Raw genomic sequence first — 16,369 nt, 5'->3', positions numbered from 1 at the left:
ACCGGTGGCCCGCACTCCCCCGCCACGCCCGGGGGGCGCAAGGGCACCCGCGTACCCTTGCGCCCGTGAACGCCACCGACCGCACCCCTGCCGACCTGCTGCGATCCGCGCTCGCCGCGGACCCGGGCCGCCCGCTGATCACCTTCTACGACGACGCCACGGGCGAGCGCGTCGAATTGTCCGTGGCCACCTTCGCCAATTGGGTGGCCAAGACCGCCAACCTGCTCCAGGACGATCTCGCCGCACAGCCCGGCGACCGGCTCGCGCTGCTGCTTCCCGCGCACTGGCAGACGGCGGTCTGGCTGCTCGCCTGTTCGTCCGTCGGTGTCGTCGCCGACGTGGGCGGCGATCCGGCCGGCGGAGACCTCGTCGTCAGCGGGCCCGACTCGCTCGACGCGGCGCGGGCCTGCTCCGGGGAGCGGGTCGCGCTCGCGCTCCGGCCGCTCGGCGGGCGCTTCCCGCAGGCCCCCGAGGGCTTCGCGGACTACGCGGTCGAGGTGCCGAGCCAGGGCGACCGTTTCGCTCCGTACGCTCCCGTGGACCCGGACGAGCCCGCGCTCGCCGTCGGCGGCGCCGGTGAGCTGACGGGTGCCGAGCTGGTGGAGCGGGCCCGCGCCGATGCCGGGGCACTGGGGCTCGCGCCCGGCTCCCGGCTGCTCTCGGGGCTGTCGTACGACACCTGGGAGGGCCTGAGCTCCGGCCTGTACGCCCCGCTGGCGGCGGGCGGCTCCGTGGTGCTCTGCCGCAACCTGGACCAGCTCGCCGACGACGGCCTCGCCAAGCGCGTCGAGGACGAGCGGGTCACCGCCACCGCCAAGTAGCCGCCCGTCCCCGGTCGGCCCTCCCCGCCGCTCCCCCGCCGCTCCCCCGCCGCCCCTCGCCGTCCCCCGTTCGGCCCACACGAGCCCCTGGCCCGCAGGCCCCCGGCGTCACGCCGGTCCATGGTCGTAGGAGCGCACCATGCACCGACGTCGCTATGAGGGGTGGCCGTACACGTGTCCGACACCGCAGGCACGCCCGCCGGACCGGACCGACCGGACCCGGACGGCGCCCCGCCTGAGCCGCCCACGACGTACGCACCCGGCGCGGGCTCCAGCCCCACGGGTGCGGGCGTCGCCCGGCGCAGGCGGCGCTGGCTGCGCTGGACGGCCATGGGGGCTGCCGGGCTCGTGCTGGCCGCCGCGGGCGCGGGCTGGGCGGTCTACAACAAGCTCGACGGCAACATCACCGAGGACACCGACGCCGCCGCGGAGCTGGCGCGCTACGAGAAGGAGCGCCCCACACCGCTGGTGCACGACGCGCAGAACATCCTCCTGATCGGCTCCGACACCCGCTCGGGCCGGGGCAACAAGAAGTACGGCCGCGACAAGGGCACCCAGCGCTCGGACACCACGATCCTGCTGCACCTCGCGGCCGACCGGCAGAGCGCGACCGCGGTGTCGATCCCGCGGGACGTGATGGTGGACATCCCCAGCTGCCGAAAGTCCGACGGATCGCGGACGCGGGCGCAGTTCGCGCAGTTCAACTGGGCGTTCCAGTTCGGCGGGACGGCCTGCACCATTCGTACGATCGAGAAGATGACGAAGATCCGCGTCGACCACCACATGGTCGTGGACTTCGCCGGGTTCAAGGACATGGTCGACGCCGTCGACGGCGTACAGGTCTGTCTCAAGGAACCCATCAACGACGCCGACGCCCATCTGAAGATCGCCGCGGGCAAGCAGACCCTCAACGGCGAGCAGGCGCTCGGCTACGTGCGCGCCCGGAAGAGCATCGGCAACGGCAGCGACACCGACCGGATGGACCGCCAGCAGCAGTTCCTCGCCGCACTCGTCAACAAGGTGCAGAGCAATGACGTCCTGCTCAATCCGGCGAAGCTCTATCCGGTTCTCGACGCGGCCACTTCTTCGCTGACCACGGACCCCGCGCTGGCGAGTTTGCGTGGTTTGTACGAACTGGTGCGCGGCATGCGCAACATCCCCACAGAACAGGTGCAGTTCCTCACCGTGCCCCGGCGGTCGTATGTCTACGACGCCAATCGGGATGAACTCGTCGAGCCCGCGGCGGAGGAACTCTTCACGCGACTCCGAACGGACGCACCCCTCCAAGTGACGCGCAAGGAGCCCGAAACCGCGCCCGTCGACGAGCAGGCGGAGGGGTACGACGACTCCGAGGACCACGACGGCTCCGAGAGCGACGAGAAGCCGGACGACCCTTCTCATACGCCAAGCCCCGCTCCCACATTCCGCGGCAACACGGCCGCGGGTACGACCTGCGAGTAAAGCCATCCCCAAGCGCAAGACCGCCCGCACAAAGAAATAGGGCGTATTGCCCAGTTGTAGGGGAGTGGAATTTGTCACCGGCGTCGTTCGACGCCGAACTGGCCGGATAGTGTGAGCGATCCGGTGCGCCGGGCCCTTCCGGGCTGCGCACCGCTGGATGACTGACCGAGCGTCTTTCTTGAGGGGGGAAAGGCGCCGCGTGGCCCCGACGGAGGACGCAGCTAACCGTGGACGCGCAAGGCCGTGGGCGGGCGGAGAACATCGACCCCGCAGACCAGTGGGTGCTCAACCCGAACACCGGCGATTACGAACTGCGACTGAGCCCTTCCGCAGGGCAGTCGGCAGTGCCAGGACCGCGCAGATCGTCGCGGTCCTCGACCCGCCAGGGAGCGCGCGGCCGCGATGGCCGACGCGACGAGCCCCGTGACGAACAGCGCGAGGTGCCGCCTCAGCGCAGACGCCGCAATCCGCAGCCGGAGGCGGCGGGCGGGCGGCGCAAGCAGAAGCCGAGGAAGTCCAAGGGCAAGAAGGTCCTGATGTGGACGGGCGGCACGCTCGCCTTCGTCGTCGTCGCGGCCTCCGCGGGTGCGTATCTCTACTACCAGCACCTCAACGACAACATCACCTCGGTCGACGCCGACGGTGCCGGAACCGGCGGCTTCAGCAAGGACCGCGCCATCAACATCCTGGTGATGGGCACGGACAAGCGCAGCGGCAAGGGCAACGAGAAGTACGGCGACAAGGGAAGCGTCGGCCACGCCGACACGACGATCCTGCTGCACGTCTCCAAGGACCGCACGAACGCCACCGCGTTGAGTATCCCGCGCGACATGATCACGGACATCCCGGACTGCCCGACGAAGCAGGAGGACGGCAGCGAGAAGGTCATCCCCGGCACGCAGGGCGCCCGCTTCAACGAGAGCCTCGGCCAGAGCGACCGCACACCGAGCTGCACCATGCGTACGGTCACCGAGATCACCGGCATAAAGATGGACCACTTCATGGTGGCCGACTTCAACGCCGTGAAGACGCTCTCCAGCGCGGTCGGCGGCGTGGACGTCTGTCTCGCCAAGGACATCGACGACCCGGACTCGCATCTGAAGCTGCCCAAGGGCAAGCACACGATCGAGGGCGAGGACGCGCTGGCGTTCGTCCGTACGCGGCACTCCGTGGGCACCGGCGGCGACTTGAGCCGGATCGAGCTGCAACAGCAGTTCCTCAGCTCGCTGATGCGCAAGCTCAAGTCGAACGACACGCTGACCAACCCGAAGAAGATGATAGATCTCGCCGAGGCGGGCACCGAGGCGCTCACCGTCGACTCCACGATCGCGGACATCATGAAACTCCGTGACCTGGGCATGGAGCTCGGCAAGCTCGACATGAAGAACCTGAGCTTCGCGACCGTGCCCGTGATCGACAACCCGGCGGAGAAGGTCCACACGACGGTTGTCCCGGACGAGGCCAAGGCCGACCAGCTCTTCTCCATGATGCGCGCCGACGAGTCGCTGACCGCGGTGAAGAAGAAGGAGAAGAAGGAGAAGGCCGCGGTCGCCGCCCGCCTCAAGGGCAGCAAGTCCGAGGCTTCCGAGGTGCGGGTCAACATCTACAACGGCAGCGGGAAGACCGGCGCCGCTCAGGCAACTCTCACGTACTTGCAGAACACTGAGGGCATGTCCAAGGCAAGCCAGCTCGGCAACGCGCCGTCCGACCTCAAGAAGACGACGCTGGAGTACGCCCCCGACCAGGCCGATCAGGCCCGGCGCCTCGCCGACGTCATGGGGCTCTCCGGCTCCGCGATGAAGCCCGGCAAGAGCGAGAAGAACTCGCAGGGGCTCCCCGCCATCAAGCTGACGCTCGGCAGCGACTTCAAGGGGGCCGGGGTGCCCATCAGTACCCCGTCGAAGGCGCCGGAGGGCATCCAGAAGGTCGAAGCGGACAAGACTGTGTGCGCCAAGTGACCTGAAGCGGCCATTCTGCGTCTGACTAGGCGCAGGATGGCCGTAATTCGGGGTAGCGCGGGGAGCGCGGGGAGGGGCAGGGGATGGGGAAAAGCAGCGTGCGTGGGGAGGGGGCGCGACCACGCGCCCCGCACGCAAGTGATCATGGCTTGGAAGAAGGCCCGCCGCACGAGGGAGGGGAGCCCTCGGCGGACAGCGGGCACCACAGGCGCAGGCATGGGGGTGGTGGCGGCCGGACTCCGCGTCCAAGACGCCGGATACTCCGCTGGTCGGCGACGATTCTCTCGGTGCTGATACTCGGAACGGCCGGCGCCGGATATCTCTACTACCAGCACCTGAACAACAACCTGGAGACCGACGACCTGAACCTCGGCGACCACCGGGCCCCGGAGCCCACGCCGAACGCGGCGGGCCAGACCCCGCTGAACATCCTGCTGATCGGTTCGGACGCGCGGGACTCCAAGGAGAACCAGAAGCTCGGCGGCGCCAAGGAGACGTTCGGGGGCACACCGCTCGCCGACGTCCAGATGCTCCTGCACCTGTCGGCCGACCGCACGAACATGTCGGTCATCAGCATGCCGCGCGACACGCTGCTCGACATTCCCAAGTGCACCGACCCGGACGACGGCAAGGTCTACGAGGCGTCGACGCAGCGGACGATGACGAACCAGTCGCTCGGCCGCGGCGGCCCCGGCTGCACGGTCGCCACCTGGGAGAAGCTCACCAACATCCGCATCAACCACTTCATGGAGGTGGACTTCTCGGGTGTGGTCTCCATGGCCGACGCCATCGGTGGCGTACCGGTCTGCGTGGACGCCAACATCCACTCGCGCGACAGCCAGGGCCACGGCTCCGGCCTGAAGCTCGAGAAGGGCACCACGTACGTCAAGGGCGAGCAGGCCCTGCAGTGGCTGCGCACCCGCTACGGCTTCGACGGCGGCACCGACATCAGCCGGGCCAAGGCCCAGCACATGTACATGAACGCACTCGTGCGCGAGCTGCGCGAGAACGCCAATCTGGGCAGCCCCAACAAGCTGCGCAAGCTCGCCGAGACGGCCACCAGCGCGCTCAAGGTCGACGACGGCCTGGGCAGCGTCAAGGCGCTCTTCGACCTGAGCAACGAGCTCAAGAAGGTCTCGCCGGAGCGGACCACGATGACGACCATGCCCTTCGAGTACGTGGGCGCGCGCGTGATCCCCAAGCCGGGCGACGCCGAGCAGCTCTTCCGCCTCGTACGCGACGACATCTCACTGGACGGCAAGGGCAAGAAGAAGCCCGCCAAGGAGAAGGTCTCGGACGATCCGGCGGCCGACGACGGCGAGATCGCGGTGCAGGTGCAGAACGGCACCCGCACGGACGTCGAGCCCCCGGTCAGCGGGCGCGCGAGCACGGTCACCCAGATCCTGGCGGGGAAGGGCTTCGCCAAGGCGGCGGCCGACACGACGACCGTCCTCGCGCAGGAGAAGACCGTCGTCAAGTTCCCCAGCGCCGATCTGGAGGGCGACGCCCAGCGGGTCGCCAAGTCCCTTGGCATGAAGCTGAGTTCTGTGAAGAAGTCGACGGACGTCTCGGGGGTCACCCTGGTCGTCGGTGCCGACTGGCGGGAGGGGAACGCCCCTCCCAAGTCGAAGCAGGACGACAAGACGCCGGATTCGGCCGAGGCGCTCAACGGCTCGGACAAGAAGGCGTGCATGCACGTGGATCCGAACTTCACCTGGAAGTGAGCCCGGCCCACGGGAGATGAGCCCGGCCCACGCGAAGTGGGCCGGGGCTCGTCCGGCTGTGCTCAGGCCTCGCTGAGGACGGCAGGCCGCCGGGAGGCGATGACCCTCTTGGCGAGCGAGCGCGGGCTGGTCAAGAAGCCCCAGCCCCACGACATGTGCATGGTCGCGAGGGCCACCGGGATCTGCAGGCGCGCCTTCAGCCCGAGCCCCTTGCCCGCGGGCAGCGAGCCCGCGGTGATCGCCGCGACATAGCCGGCGGGGACGACGAAGCCCCAGGGCGTGACGAGCGCGCCCACGACGACGCCTGCCGCGATCGCGCAGACCGCGGTCGGCGGGGCGAGGTAGCGCAGGTTGATGGAGCCCTCGTGGTACCGCGCGACGACGTGCCGCCAGCGGCCGTAGTCCTTGTACTGCTTGGCGAGCGCCTTCACGCTCGGCCGCGGGCGGTACTGCACCTTCAGCTCGGGCGAGAACCAGATGAGCCCGCCGGCCTCACGGATGCGGAAGTTCAGCTCCCAGTCCTGGGCGCGGATGAACTCTTCGTTGTAGCCGCCCTGCTGTTCGAGGGCCTCGCGGCGGAAGACACCGAGGTAGACGGTCTCCGCCTGCTGGGCGGCGCCACCGGTGTGGAAGGCCGCGTTGCCGACGCCGATCTTCGACGTCATGGCGGCGGCGACCGCGTGCTCCCAGTCGTTCTCGCCCTCGGCGTGCATGATGCCGCCGACGTTCTGCGCGCCGGTCTCCTCCAGGAGGCGTACGGCCGTCGCGATGTAGCCCTGCGACAGGATGCCGTGGCCGTCCACGCGCACCACGATCGGGTGACTCGACGCCTTGATGGCGGCGTTCAGGGCCGCGGGCGTGCGCCCCGTGGGGTTCGGGACGGTCTGCACCTTCGCGCGGTGGCCCGCGGTCTCGGCGACCAGTTCGGCGGCGATCTCGTCCGTCCGGTCCGTGGAGGGACCGAGCGCGACGACGACCTCCATCTCACCGTCGTACTCCTGCTCAAGGATCGCTGAGACGGCAGCACGCAGATGCCGTTCCTCGTTGAGCACCGGCATGATCACGGATACGGCAGGAAGCTGCACGTCGGGCGTCGCGTTCATCGGCGCCACGTTACCGCGAATGGGGGACACCGGCGCGCGCCGCCCGGCCTGCTGCCCCGGGTCGCAGATCGTATGGGCCTACGGTTCTCGCATTCCCCGGCCCATCGCGGGTCCCCCTACCCCGTCCCGGACAGGCCCGTCACCGCGGAGGTGTCCCTTCACGTGCCCACACCGCCCCGCCGCTCCCCCACCCCGCCGCCGCGTGGCCCGCGCCCGCCACGTGCGAGGCAGCCTGTGCAGCAGCCCGCGGGGCGGCCGGTCAAGCAGCGCAGGCGGCCACGCTGGGCCATGCGGGTGGCGACCACGTTCTCGGTGACCGTGCTCGCGGCGGCCGGGATCGGGCACGGTGTGGTCACCAGCCTCGACACCGAGATCAGCCGGGTCGACGCCTTCAAGGACATGAAGAACCGGCCCAAGGGCGGCAACGGCATGAACGTGCTGCTCGTCGGCACCGACGGCCGCGACAAGATCACCAAGGCCGAGAAGCAGAAGTACCGCCTCGGCGGAGCGCCCTGTCACTGCACGGACACGATCATGATCGTGCACCTCTCGGAGGACCGGGACCGCGCCAGCGTCGTGAGCCTGCCCCGCGACAGCTACGCCGAGATGCCCGAGCACGTCGACCGGAACTCCGGGGACAAGCACAAGCCGCACCCGGTCAAGATGAACGCCGCGTACGCGGAGGGCGGCCCCAATCTGACCGTGCGGACCGTCGAGAACATGACGAAGGTCAAGATCGACCACTACATGGAGGTCGACTTCACCAGCTTCATGAAGACCGTGGACGTGCTCGGCGGCGTCGAGATCTGCACGGCCCGCCCGCTGAAGGACTCCTACACGGGGCTCAATCTCCCCGTCGGCACGCACAAGCTGAACGGCGGTGCCGCGCTGCAGTACGTCCGCACACGGCACGTCGACGGCACGTCGGACCTGGGGCGGATGCAGCGCCAGCAGCGGTTCCTCGCGGCGCTCATCTCGAAGGCCACCAGCAGCGGGGTGCTGCTCAACCCGCTGAAGTTCCGCGACGTGTCCAGGACGCTGCTCGGCTCGGTCCGGGCCGACAAGGGCTTCGGCACGAACGAGATGCTCGCCCTGGGGCGGGCGATGCGCGGCTTCTCGCCGTCGTCGTCGGAGTTCACCACGGTGCCGCTGCGCAGCAAGGGCGTCCTTGTACCGGGCATCGGGTCGACGCTGAAGTGGGACCCGCAGAGGTCAGCGAAGCTCTTCAAGGCGCTGCGCGAGGACCGCCCGCTCGCCGCGCACGGCGCCAAGCGCAAGGCGATCGTCGACGTGTCGCCGCAGCAGATCCGGGTGCAGGTCGACAACGCCGCGGGCACTCCGGGCCTGGGCAAGCGGGTCGACAGCGCACTGCGGTCCACCGGCTTCCGCACGACGCGGGCCCCGGGCAACTTCGTGGGCAAGCCGCTGCCGCGCACGGTCGTCGCGTACGACCCGCGCTGGGACCGCTCGGCGAAGTCCCTGGCGACGGCGCTGCCCGGCAGCCAGATGCGGGCGGTGAAGGGTCAGGGCGCCACCCTGAAGGTGTTCGCGGGCCAGGACTTCAAGCAGGTCAGGCCGGTGCGCGCGGAGGACGCCTACCAAGGCGAGTTCGGGGCGCTGACGGGCGACCAGGTGGTGTGCCAGTCGTAGGGCGGACGAGCCGTGGTGGGCGGCGGGACGAACGAGCGGGCGCTCAGTCGTCCAGGCCCTCGGCGGCGCGCGCCTGCCGCAGTTCCTTGATGGCCCGGCGGCGCGCGAGGCGGTGCGTGCGCCGGATCTGCGCCTCCTGATACCGGCGCCGGTCCCGCTCGGTCTCCGGAAGCACCGGCGGCACGCCCCGCGGCTTGCCGTCCGCGTCGACGGCGGCGAAGACGAGGTACGCCGAGCCCACCTGCTGCGCGGGCGTCGACTCGTTCCAGCGCTCGGCGAGGACTCGGACGCCGACCTCCATGGAGCTGCGCCCGGTCCAGTTCACCTGCGCCTTCACATGGACGAGGTCACCGACCCGCACCGGCTCCAGGAAGGCCATCTCGTCCATGGACGCGGTGACCGCGGGCCCGCCCGAGTGCCGTCCCGCGACAGCCCCCGCCGCGTCGTCCACCAGTTTCATGATCACGCCGCCGTGCACCGTGCCGAGGAGGTTGGTGTCGCCGTGGGTCATGATGTGGCTGAGAGTCGTGCGGGATGCCGAGGTCGGCTTGCCCGGAATCTCCGATTCCGTGCCAGGGGCCAGGTCTGTCATGGGCTCTACCTTAAGTCTGAGGAATGTCCCGGCCGCGCCCCGCGGCTTTGCATCAGGTCTGCAACAGCCCTGAACCGAAATCCCGCCTGCCCTGTGAGGCGCATAGGCAGAGACGGCACACTGGGCCACATGAGCGATTGGCCTGACGACCAGGGCAACGGCCGAGGATACGGCCGTGGCAGCGGGAGCGCGCAGCCTGAGGGCGCCCGCAGGATGCGGCATGTCCAGCGCGGCGGCCCGTCCGGCCGACCGGGCCAGCAGCAGGCGGGAGGCGTCCCCCAGCAGCAGCCGTACGACGACGGGTACGGCCAGCCGTACGGCGACGCGCGCGACGACATGTTCGAGCCCCGCAACTCCCGCCAGGACGGCTACGACAGCGGCTACAACACCGGCCAGGTCTACGGCTCCCCGAACGGCCAGGGCAACGGCGCGGGCCAGGGCGGCGACGACGGCTACGGAACCCGCGCGCCGCGCCCCGCACCGAACTGGCGCCGGCGCATCAAGATCGGCTCGATCACCCTCGTCGTGGTGCTGCTCGCGGTCTCGATCGGCACGTATTTCTGGGCCGACTCCAAGCTCAAGCGCGAGGTCGACCTCTCCAAGGTCATCGAGCGCCCCGAGGGCGGCGCGGGCACGAACTACCTGATCGTCGGCTCCGACAGCCGCGAGGGTATGTCCGACCAGGACAAGAAGGACCTCCACACGGGCTCCGCCGAGGGCAAGCGCACGGACTCGATGATGATCCTGCACGTCGCGGACGACGGCGGGAACACGATGATCTCGCTGCCCCGCGACTCGAACGTGACGATCCCCTCCTTCAAGGGCGCCGAGTCCGGCAAGCTCTACCCGAACCAGGGCCGCCAGACGAAGCTCAACGCGGCGTACGCGGAGGACGGCCCCGAGCTGCTCGTGCGCACCGTCGAGTACAACACCGGCCTGAAGATCGACCACTACGCCGAGATCGGCTTCGGCGGCTTCGCCAAGATCGTGGACGCGGTCGGCGGCGTCGAGATGGACATCCCCAAGGGCTTCAAGGACGAGAAGTCCGGCGCCGACTTCGAGGCGGGCAAGCAGACCCTCGACGGCAAGCAGGCCCTGGCCTTCGTCCGCACGCGCTACGCCCTGCCGGGCAGCGACCTGGACCGCACGAAGAACCAGCAGAAGTTCCTCGCGGCCCTGGCCAACCAGGCGGCGACCCCGGGCACGGTCATGAACCCCTTCAAGCTCTACCCCACGATGGGCGCGGGCCTGGACACGCTGGTCGTCGACAAGGACATGGGCCTGCTCGACGTGGCGTCCATGTTCTGGGCGATGAAGGGCGTCACGGGCGGCGACGGCAAGTCCATGAACATGCCGCTCGCGGGCTCGACCGGCGGCAACCTCCTGTGGGACAAGGCCAAGGTCAAGCAGATGGTGAACCAGCTGAACAACGACGAGAAGGTGACCGTCTCGGGCGGCTGAATCGTCTCCTGAACACCTCGAAGGGGCCCCGTCGGCCGATCGGCGGGGCCCCTTCGCGTGCTGCGGCCACGGCCTCGTACCCCGAACGCTTCGCCCGCCGTGAAGCCGCGGCTCCCGCGTGTCACGGTTGACCGGACTGCCACCCTGAAGTCCGGAGCACTGCCATGGCAGACCTGCAGGTCGAACTCAACACCACCGCCGAAGCCGGAGAGCTGGACCAGCCCTCCGTACGGCCCCCCGAGCCACCGCCCATATCCGACGCGCCACCCCGGCCGGAGCCGGCGCCCGCACCGGACCCGCTCGGGCGGGCCCACGCGCTGCTCGCAACGCACCCCGTCGCCGACGGCTACAGCGGACTGCCCTGGACGCTGCGCGGGCTGCCCTGGTACGACCTGGAGCTCGGCGACAGCGCCGTGGACGCCGATGTGCCGCGGCTGCGTGAGGGGGGTGTGGGGGCGCAGTTCTGGTCCGTGCACGTCCCGGAGAGCATCACCGGTGACCGCGTGCTCGGCGCGACCCTCGAACAGCTCGACCTCGTCAAGCGCGTCGTTGGGGGCCACTCCGACGGGCTGCGCCTGGCCCGCACGGCGTCCGAGGTGGCCGACGCCCGCCACTGCGGCCGCATCGCCACCCTGATCGGCCCGGCGCGCGCCGAGGCGATCGGCGACTCGCTCGCCACGCTGCGCGCGCTGCACGACCTCGGTCTGTGCTCGCTCACACTCTCCGGTACGTCATGGACGGGCCCCCAGGGTCTGACCCCGTTCGGCGAGGAGGTGGTGCGCGAGCTGAACCGGCTCGGGGTGCTCGCCGAGCTGTCCGGCGCCACCGAGGCCACGGCGCACCGCGTGCTCGCCGTCTCCAAGGCGCCGGTCCTCTTCGCCCGGTCGGGGGCCCGCGCGCTGCGGGACGCCCCTGAGAACCTCCCGGACGACCTGCTCACCGCGCTCGGCGCCGCCAAGGGCCTGTGCCTGGTGCCCCTGGCGGCCGAGCAGACGGGTTCCTCGATCCGTGAGGTGGCGGACCACCTCGGGCACGTACGCCGTCTCGCGGGCCCGGAGTGCGTGGGCCTCTCGGGGATGTACGACACCTCGGCCGCGCACCCCGACGGCCTGGCCGACGCCTCGCGCTATCCGCACCTCGTCGCCGAGCTCATCGACCGCGACTGGCCTGAGGCCGACCTCGCGCGCCTGACGTGGGGCAATGCCCAACGGGTGCTGCGCGGGGCCGACTTCACGGCACGGGCGACGCGGGAGAGGCGGCGTCAGCAGGCGGCGGGCTAGCCTTCGTCGATCCGGCAGAGGCAGAAGGGATGCCCTGCCGGATCGGCGTACACGCGGAAGTCGCGCTCGCCGTCGCCGTCGTCGAGGTCGAGCGGTTTGGCGCCCAGGGCCAGTACGCGGTCCTGGGCGCGCTCGATGTCCTCGACGGCAGGACCCACGTCGAGGTCGAGGTGGATCTGCTGCGAACCGGCGTCCCCCCGCGGCCAGTCGGGCGGGCGGAACCCCGGGGCTTCCTGGAAGCAGAGGCGCAGGCCGCCGGGCGTGTGCAGGGTGACCCAGTCGTCCTCGTCCGCCTCGACGGTGCCGCCCAGCAAGTGGGCGTAGAAATCCGCCAGTTGACGGGGATCGGGACAGTCGAGGACGACATTGCGCATACGCGCCACGGGTGTCATACGTGCTCCTTCCTCAGCTGACGCAGAGACAGAACGGGTGCCCGGCCGGGTCGGCGTACACCCGGAAACTGCGCTCGCGGTCCTCGGCGTCGAGCACGGTGGCGCCGAGCGCGAGCACCTCCTTCTCGACGGCGTCCAGCTCCTCCTGCGGCAGATGCAGGTCCAGATGGAACTGCTGCGAGTGCGTCGCCGCCGGCCACTGCGGCGGTACGTGGCCGGGCGCGGCCTGGAACGCGAGCGGCGTGCCGTCCTGGCCTTCGAGGTGGGCCCAGCCGTCGCCGTCGTCCTTGGGAGTGCCGCCGATGACGGCCGCGTAGAAGGTGGCGAGCGCGAGGGGGTCGGGGCAGTCGAGTACGACGTAACCGAGTTTGGCGAGGGGCATGACATTCTCCTCGTTCGCAGGCGGGTTACCAATAGACCCTATCCACAGGTAACGGTTACTGCATACTCCCGCACTAGAGGTAACGTCGCAAGCATGAATGACAGAGCACCTGCTCCAGGAGGCCTCGCGCTGGTCCAGGCGCTGGTGAACACCCTGGACCTGGAGTCGGGCGCGGACGCGCTGGACACGGCGGAGGGCCGCGCGCCGTTCGCCCTGTCGCCGGGCGCGGAGGTGACGGCGGCGCGGGAGCTGCGGGAGTCGCTGCGGGTGGCATGCCTGGCCCACGCGGGACACGGGCCGCACACCGATGCGCCCGAACTCTCCCAACTCCTTTCAGGCGCACCGCTGTTGGTCCGGGTCGACACGCAGGACGGCTCGGCGTCACTCACTCCGGCCGACCCGTCACCCCTGGTGTCACGGGTGGCGGCAGCCATCGCGGAGGCGGTCACCACCGGAACGTGGAACCGCCTCAAGGCATGCGAGGCCTCGGACTGCCACTGGGTGTACTACGACCGAAGCCCGGCAGGCCGCAGCAGATGGTGCGACATGGGCGTATGCGGCGCCCGAGCCAAGATGCGGGCGTACCGAGCACGCAAATCGCCGCCGCCCGAACAGCGCTGACGCCGGAAGGCACCACGCACCCACGCTCGGCAGCGCACGCGAACGGACATACCGGCGCGGCCCCGCACCCAAAACGAACCAGCACCGCGCCCGGCACCCACGCACCGGCAGCCGACGCGCGTGCGAACCAGGTCAGGCCAAGCACAAGGCCTCAGGCCGAGCGCAAAACCTCAGGCCGAAGGCCGCCCCATCGCCCGGTAAGTCCACCCGGCCGCCCGCCACACCGCCGGATCCAGCGCGTTGCGCCCGTCCAGGATGAGCCGCTCCGACGCCACCTCGCCCAGCGCCTCCGCATCCAGCTCTCGGAACTCGCGCCACTCCGTGAGGTGCAGGACCACGTCCGCGCCCCGGACCGCGTCCACGGCGCTCTCCGCGTACGCCAGAGTCGGGAAGAGCCGCCCCGCGTTCGCCATCCCCTTGGGGTCGTACACCGTGACCTGGCCGCCCTGGAGATGGATCTGCCCGGCGACGTTCAGCGCGGGCGAGTCACGGACGTCGTCCGAGTCCGGCTTGAACGTGGCACCGAGCACCGCGACCCGCTTGCCCAGGAAGGACCCGCCGCCGAGCGCCTCGCGCGCCATCTCCACCATCTGCCCGCGCCGCCGCATGTTGATCGAGTCGATCTCCCGCAGGAAGGTCAGCGCCTGGTCGGCACCCAGCTCCCCGGCCCGCGCCATGAACGCCCGGATGTCCTTGGGCAGACAGCCGCCCCCGAAGCCGATCCCGGCCCGCAGGAACTTCTTGCCGATCCGGTCGTCGTACCCGAGCGCCTCCGCCAGCTTCACGACGTCACCGCCCGCGGCCTCGCACACCTCGGCCATCGCGTTGATGAACGAGATCTTCGTGGCGAGGAAGGAGTTGGCCGCCGTCTTCACGAGCTCGGAGGTCGGGAAGTCCGTCACGACGAAGGGCGAGCCCTCGCCCACAGGACCCGCGTACACCTCACGCAGGAGCTTCTCGGCGTGCGCGCTGCGTACGCCGACGACGATGCGGTCCGGGTGCAGCGTGTCCTGCACGGCGAGGCCCTCCCGCAGGAACTCCGGGTTCCAGGCGAGCTCGGCCTCGGCGCCCGCCGGAGCGGCGGCGGCGAGCTCGCGCGCGAGCCGCTCCGCCGAGCCGACCGGCACGGTCGACTTGCCGACGACGAGCGCGGGCTTCGTCAGATGCGGGGCGAGCTGCGCGAAGGCACTGTCGACGTAGCTCATGTCGCAGGCGTACTCGCCGTGCTTCTGCGGGGTGTTCACGCAGACGAAGTGGACGTCACCGAAGGCCGCGACCTCCGCGAAGTCCATGGTGAAGCGCAGCCGCCCGCTGGAGCCCTCGATCCCGGCGACGTGCTTGCGGAGCAGCTCCTCAAGACCGGGCTCGTACATCGGGACCTCGCCCCGCTGCAGCATCTCGATCTTCTCGGGCACGACGTCGAGGCCGAGCACCTCGAAGCCGAGCTCGGCCATGGCCGCTGCGTGCGTAGCGCCGAGATAGCCGGTGCCGATCACGGTGATCTTGAGGGCCATGCGGTGCTCCAGGGGTCTACGGCGTCAGTGCGGTGCCCGAGCATAGTCGGGCCTCTGGCAGGGCACGTTTCCGGCATTGCCACCCGTCGGCTGCCCGCTGTCGGCAAGCTCACGTATCCCTCACGTGAGCCGCCCTCTAAAATTTGGGTTACTTAACGGTAATTAGCATCCTTGGAGCGTGAGAGACCTTGGCCGGATCGGCTGATTTCGACCTGTACCGCCCGTCCGAGGAGCACGACATGCTCCGCGACGCGATCCGTTCGCTCTCCGAGGCGAAGATCGCGCCGTTCGCCGCCGCGGTCGACGAGGAGGCCCGCTTCCCGCAGGAGGCGCTCGACGCCCTCGTCGCCTCCGACCTGCACGCCGTGCACGTACCGGAGAGCTTCGGCGGCACGGGCGCCGACGCGCTCGCCACCGTCATCGTGATCGAGGAGGTGGCCCGCGTCTGCGCCTCGTCCTCGCTTATCCCGGCCGTGAACAAGCTGGGCTCGCTCCCCGTGATCCTCTCCGGGTCCGAGGAGCTGAAGAAGAAGTACATGACGCCGCTCGCCAAGGGCGAGGGCATGTTCTCGTACTGCCTCTCCGAGCCGGACGCGGGTTCCGACGCGGCCGGCATGAAGACGAAGGCCGTCCGTGACGGGGACTCCTGGGTCCTCAACGGCGTGAAGCGCTGGATCACGAACGCGGGCGTCTCCGAGTACTACACGGTGATGGCCGTGACCGACCCGACCAAGCGCTCGAAGGGCATCTCCGCCTTCGTCGTCGAGAAGTCGGACGAGGGCGTCTCCTTCGGCGCCCCGGAGAAGAAGCTCGGCATCAAGGGCTCGCCGACCCGCGAGGTCTACTTCGACAACGTCCGCATCCCCGCCGACCGCATGATCGGCGAGGAGGGCACGGGCTTCGCCACGGCGATGAAGACCCTGGACCACACCCGCATCACGATCGCGGCCCAGGCGCTCGGCATCGCCCAGGGCGCGCTCGACTACGCCAAGGGGTACGTCCAGGAGCGCAAGCAGTTCGGGAAGCCGATCGGCGACTTCCAGGGCGTGCAGTTCATGCTCGCGGACATGGCGATGAAGATCGAGGCCGCGCGTCAGCTGACGTACGCGGCGGCGGCCAAGTCGGAGCGCGGCGACGCGGACCTCACCTTCCAGGGCGCCGCCGCCAAGTGCTTCGCCTCGGACGTCGCGATGGAGGTCACCACGGACGCCGTCCAGCTGCTCGGCGGCTACGGCTACACGCGTGACTACCCCGTCGAGCGCATGATGCGCGACGCGAAGATCACGCAGATCTACGAGGGCACGAACCAGGTCCAGCGGATCGTGATGGCCCGCAACCTGCCGTAGCCCGGCACCACATCTGTCGCCCTCCCCCTGCCACAGGGGGAGGGCGATCGTGCTTTCCGGAGTG

General features: G+C 70.0%; 14 protein-coding genes. 9 read left to right on the top strand and 5 right to left on the bottom strand.

Annotated elements, in window-relative coordinates; translation table 11 throughout:
* Positions 1–65 precede the first annotated feature (65 nt).
* The 4 genes from AC07AG_RS22385 to AC07AG_RS22370 all read left to right on the top strand — a co-directional run bounded on the left by AC07AG_RS22385 (position 66) and on the right by AC07AG_RS22370 (position 5,964).
* Complete coding sequence (locus AC07AG_RS22385) at positions 66–821, top strand: TIGR03089 family protein (protein ID WP_478756991.1); 756 nt, start codon at positions 66–68, stop codon at positions 819–821.
* 174 nt (positions 822–995) lie between these two features.
* Positions 996–2,282, top strand: a complete 1,287-nt coding sequence (locus AC07AG_RS22380) for an LCP family protein (RefSeq protein WP_478756989.1) — start codon at positions 996–998, stop codon at positions 2,280–2,282.
* Positions 2,283–2,509: 227 nt separating this feature from the next.
* Positions 2,510–4,240 (top strand): LCP family protein, encoded by a 1,731-nt coding sequence (locus AC07AG_RS22375; RefSeq protein ID WP_478756987.1) that lies wholly within the window; start codon positions 2,510–2,512, stop codon positions 4,238–4,240.
* A gap of 83 nt (positions 4,241–4,323) precedes the next feature.
* The gene (locus AC07AG_RS22370; RefSeq protein ID WP_478756985.1) at positions 4,324–5,964 is read left to right on the top strand and encodes an LCP family protein; all 1,641 of its coding nucleotides are present in this window, start codon (positions 4,324–4,326) and stop codon (positions 5,962–5,964) included.
* 62 nt (positions 5,965–6,026) lie between these two features.
* Here the strand turns inward: AC07AG_RS22370 and AC07AG_RS22365 are convergent, their stop codons facing one another.
* Positions 6,027–7,067 carry a glycosyltransferase family 2 protein gene (locus AC07AG_RS22365; protein WP_478756983.1) on the bottom strand — a complete coding sequence of 347 codons (1,041 nt, stop codon included), beginning with the start codon at positions 7,065–7,067 and terminating at the stop codon, positions 6,027–6,029.
* Between the two features lie 162 nt (positions 7,068–7,229).
* On the opposite strand from AC07AG_RS22365, the gene AC07AG_RS22360 reads away from it, so the two are divergent.
* On the top strand, positions 7,230–8,717 hold the full coding sequence (locus tag AC07AG_RS22360; RefSeq protein ID WP_478756981.1) for an LCP family protein: 1,488 nt from the start codon (positions 7,230–7,232) through the stop codon (positions 8,715–8,717).
* A gap of 43 nt (positions 8,718–8,760) precedes the next feature.
* Here AC07AG_RS22360 and AC07AG_RS22355 read toward each other — a convergent pair whose 3' ends face one another.
* On the bottom strand, positions 8,761–9,309 hold the full coding sequence (locus tag AC07AG_RS22355) for an acyl-CoA thioesterase (protein WP_351163175.1): 549 nt from the start codon (positions 9,307–9,309) through the stop codon (positions 8,761–8,763).
* A gap of 129 nt (positions 9,310–9,438) precedes the next feature.
* Between AC07AG_RS22355 and AC07AG_RS22350 the strand changes: the two genes are divergently transcribed.
* Positions 9,439–10,770: an LCP family protein gene (locus AC07AG_RS22350; RefSeq protein ID WP_478756978.1), complete on the top strand. Its 1,332-nt coding sequence runs from the start codon at positions 9,439–9,441 to the stop codon at positions 10,768–10,770.
* 164 nt (positions 10,771–10,934) lie between these two features.
* On the top strand, positions 10,935–12,050 hold the full coding sequence (locus tag AC07AG_RS22345; protein ID WP_478756976.1) for a dipeptidase: 1,116 nt from the start codon (positions 10,935–10,937) through the stop codon (positions 12,048–12,050).
* On the opposite strand, the gene AC07AG_RS22340 is transcribed toward AC07AG_RS22345, so the two are convergent.
* The gene (locus AC07AG_RS22340; protein ID WP_478756975.1) at positions 12,047–12,442 is read right to left on the bottom strand and encodes a VOC family protein; all 396 of its coding nucleotides are present in this window, start codon (positions 12,440–12,442) and stop codon (positions 12,047–12,049) included. The genes AC07AG_RS22345 and AC07AG_RS22340 overlap by 4 nt on opposite strands.
* Before the next feature lie 13 nt (positions 12,443–12,455).
* Positions 12,456–12,824: a VOC family protein gene (locus tag AC07AG_RS22335; protein WP_478756973.1), complete on the bottom strand. Its 369-nt coding sequence runs from the start codon at positions 12,822–12,824 to the stop codon at positions 12,456–12,458.
* 93 nt (positions 12,825–12,917) lie between these two features.
* Between AC07AG_RS22335 and AC07AG_RS22330 the strand changes: the two genes are divergently transcribed.
* Positions 12,918–13,445 (top strand): CGNR zinc finger domain-containing protein, encoded by a 528-nt coding sequence (locus AC07AG_RS22330; RefSeq protein ID WP_478756971.1) that lies wholly within the window; start codon positions 12,918–12,920, stop codon positions 13,443–13,445.
* Between the two features lie 170 nt (positions 13,446–13,615).
* Here the strand turns inward: AC07AG_RS22330 and AC07AG_RS22325 are convergent, their stop codons facing one another.
* The gene (locus tag AC07AG_RS22325) at positions 13,616–14,959 is read right to left on the bottom strand and encodes a UDP-glucose dehydrogenase family protein (protein WP_478756969.1); all 1,344 of its coding nucleotides are present in this window, start codon (positions 14,957–14,959) and stop codon (positions 13,616–13,618) included.
* Positions 14,960–15,147: 188 nt separating this feature from the next.
* On the opposite strand from AC07AG_RS22325, the gene AC07AG_RS22320 reads away from it, so the two are divergent.
* Positions 15,148–16,305 (top strand): acyl-CoA dehydrogenase, encoded by a 1,158-nt coding sequence (locus AC07AG_RS22320; protein WP_478756967.1) that lies wholly within the window; start codon positions 15,148–15,150, stop codon positions 16,303–16,305.
* Positions 16,306–16,369: the final 64 nt, after the last annotated feature.

It is taken from the genome of Streptomyces sp. NPDC044044 (assembly GCF_056434405.1).
The sequence above is the reverse complement of the archived record's forward strand: the minus strand, read 5'-3'. Positions and strand labels throughout refer to the sequence as shown.

Excerpts from the sequence above, each read along its gene's own strand:
- AC07AG_RS22330 (WP_478756971.1), top strand. The coding sequence starts at position 12,918 with ATGAATGACAGAGCACCTGCTCCAGGAGGCCTCGCGCTGGTCCAGGCG.
- AC07AG_RS22355 (WP_351163175.1), bottom strand. The coding sequence starts at position 9,309 with ATGACAGACCTGGCCCCTGGCACGGAATCGGAGATTCCGGGCAAGCCG.
- AC07AG_RS22335 (WP_478756973.1), bottom strand. The coding sequence starts at position 12,824 with ATGCCCCTCGCCAAACTCGGTTACGTCGTACTCGACTGCCCCGACCCC.
- AC07AG_RS22350 (WP_478756978.1), top strand. The coding sequence starts at position 9,439 with ATGAGCGATTGGCCTGACGACCAGGGCAACGGCCGAGGATACGGCCGT.
- AC07AG_RS22370 (WP_478756985.1), top strand. The coding sequence starts at position 4,324 with ATGGGGAAAAGCAGCGTGCGTGGGGAGGGGGCGCGACCACGCGCCCCG.
- AC07AG_RS22345 (WP_478756976.1), top strand. The coding sequence starts at position 10,935 with ATGGCAGACCTGCAGGTCGAACTCAACACCACCGCCGAAGCCGGAGAG.
- AC07AG_RS22365 (WP_478756983.1), bottom strand. The coding sequence starts at position 7,067 with ATGAACGCGACGCCCGACGTGCAGCTTCCTGCCGTATCCGTGATCATG.
- AC07AG_RS22340 (WP_478756975.1), bottom strand. The coding sequence starts at position 12,442 with ATGACACCCGTGGCGCGTATGCGCAATGTCGTCCTCGACTGTCCCGAT.
- AC07AG_RS22325 (WP_478756969.1), bottom strand. The coding sequence starts at position 14,959 with ATGGCCCTCAAGATCACCGTGATCGGCACCGGCTATCTCGGCGCTACG.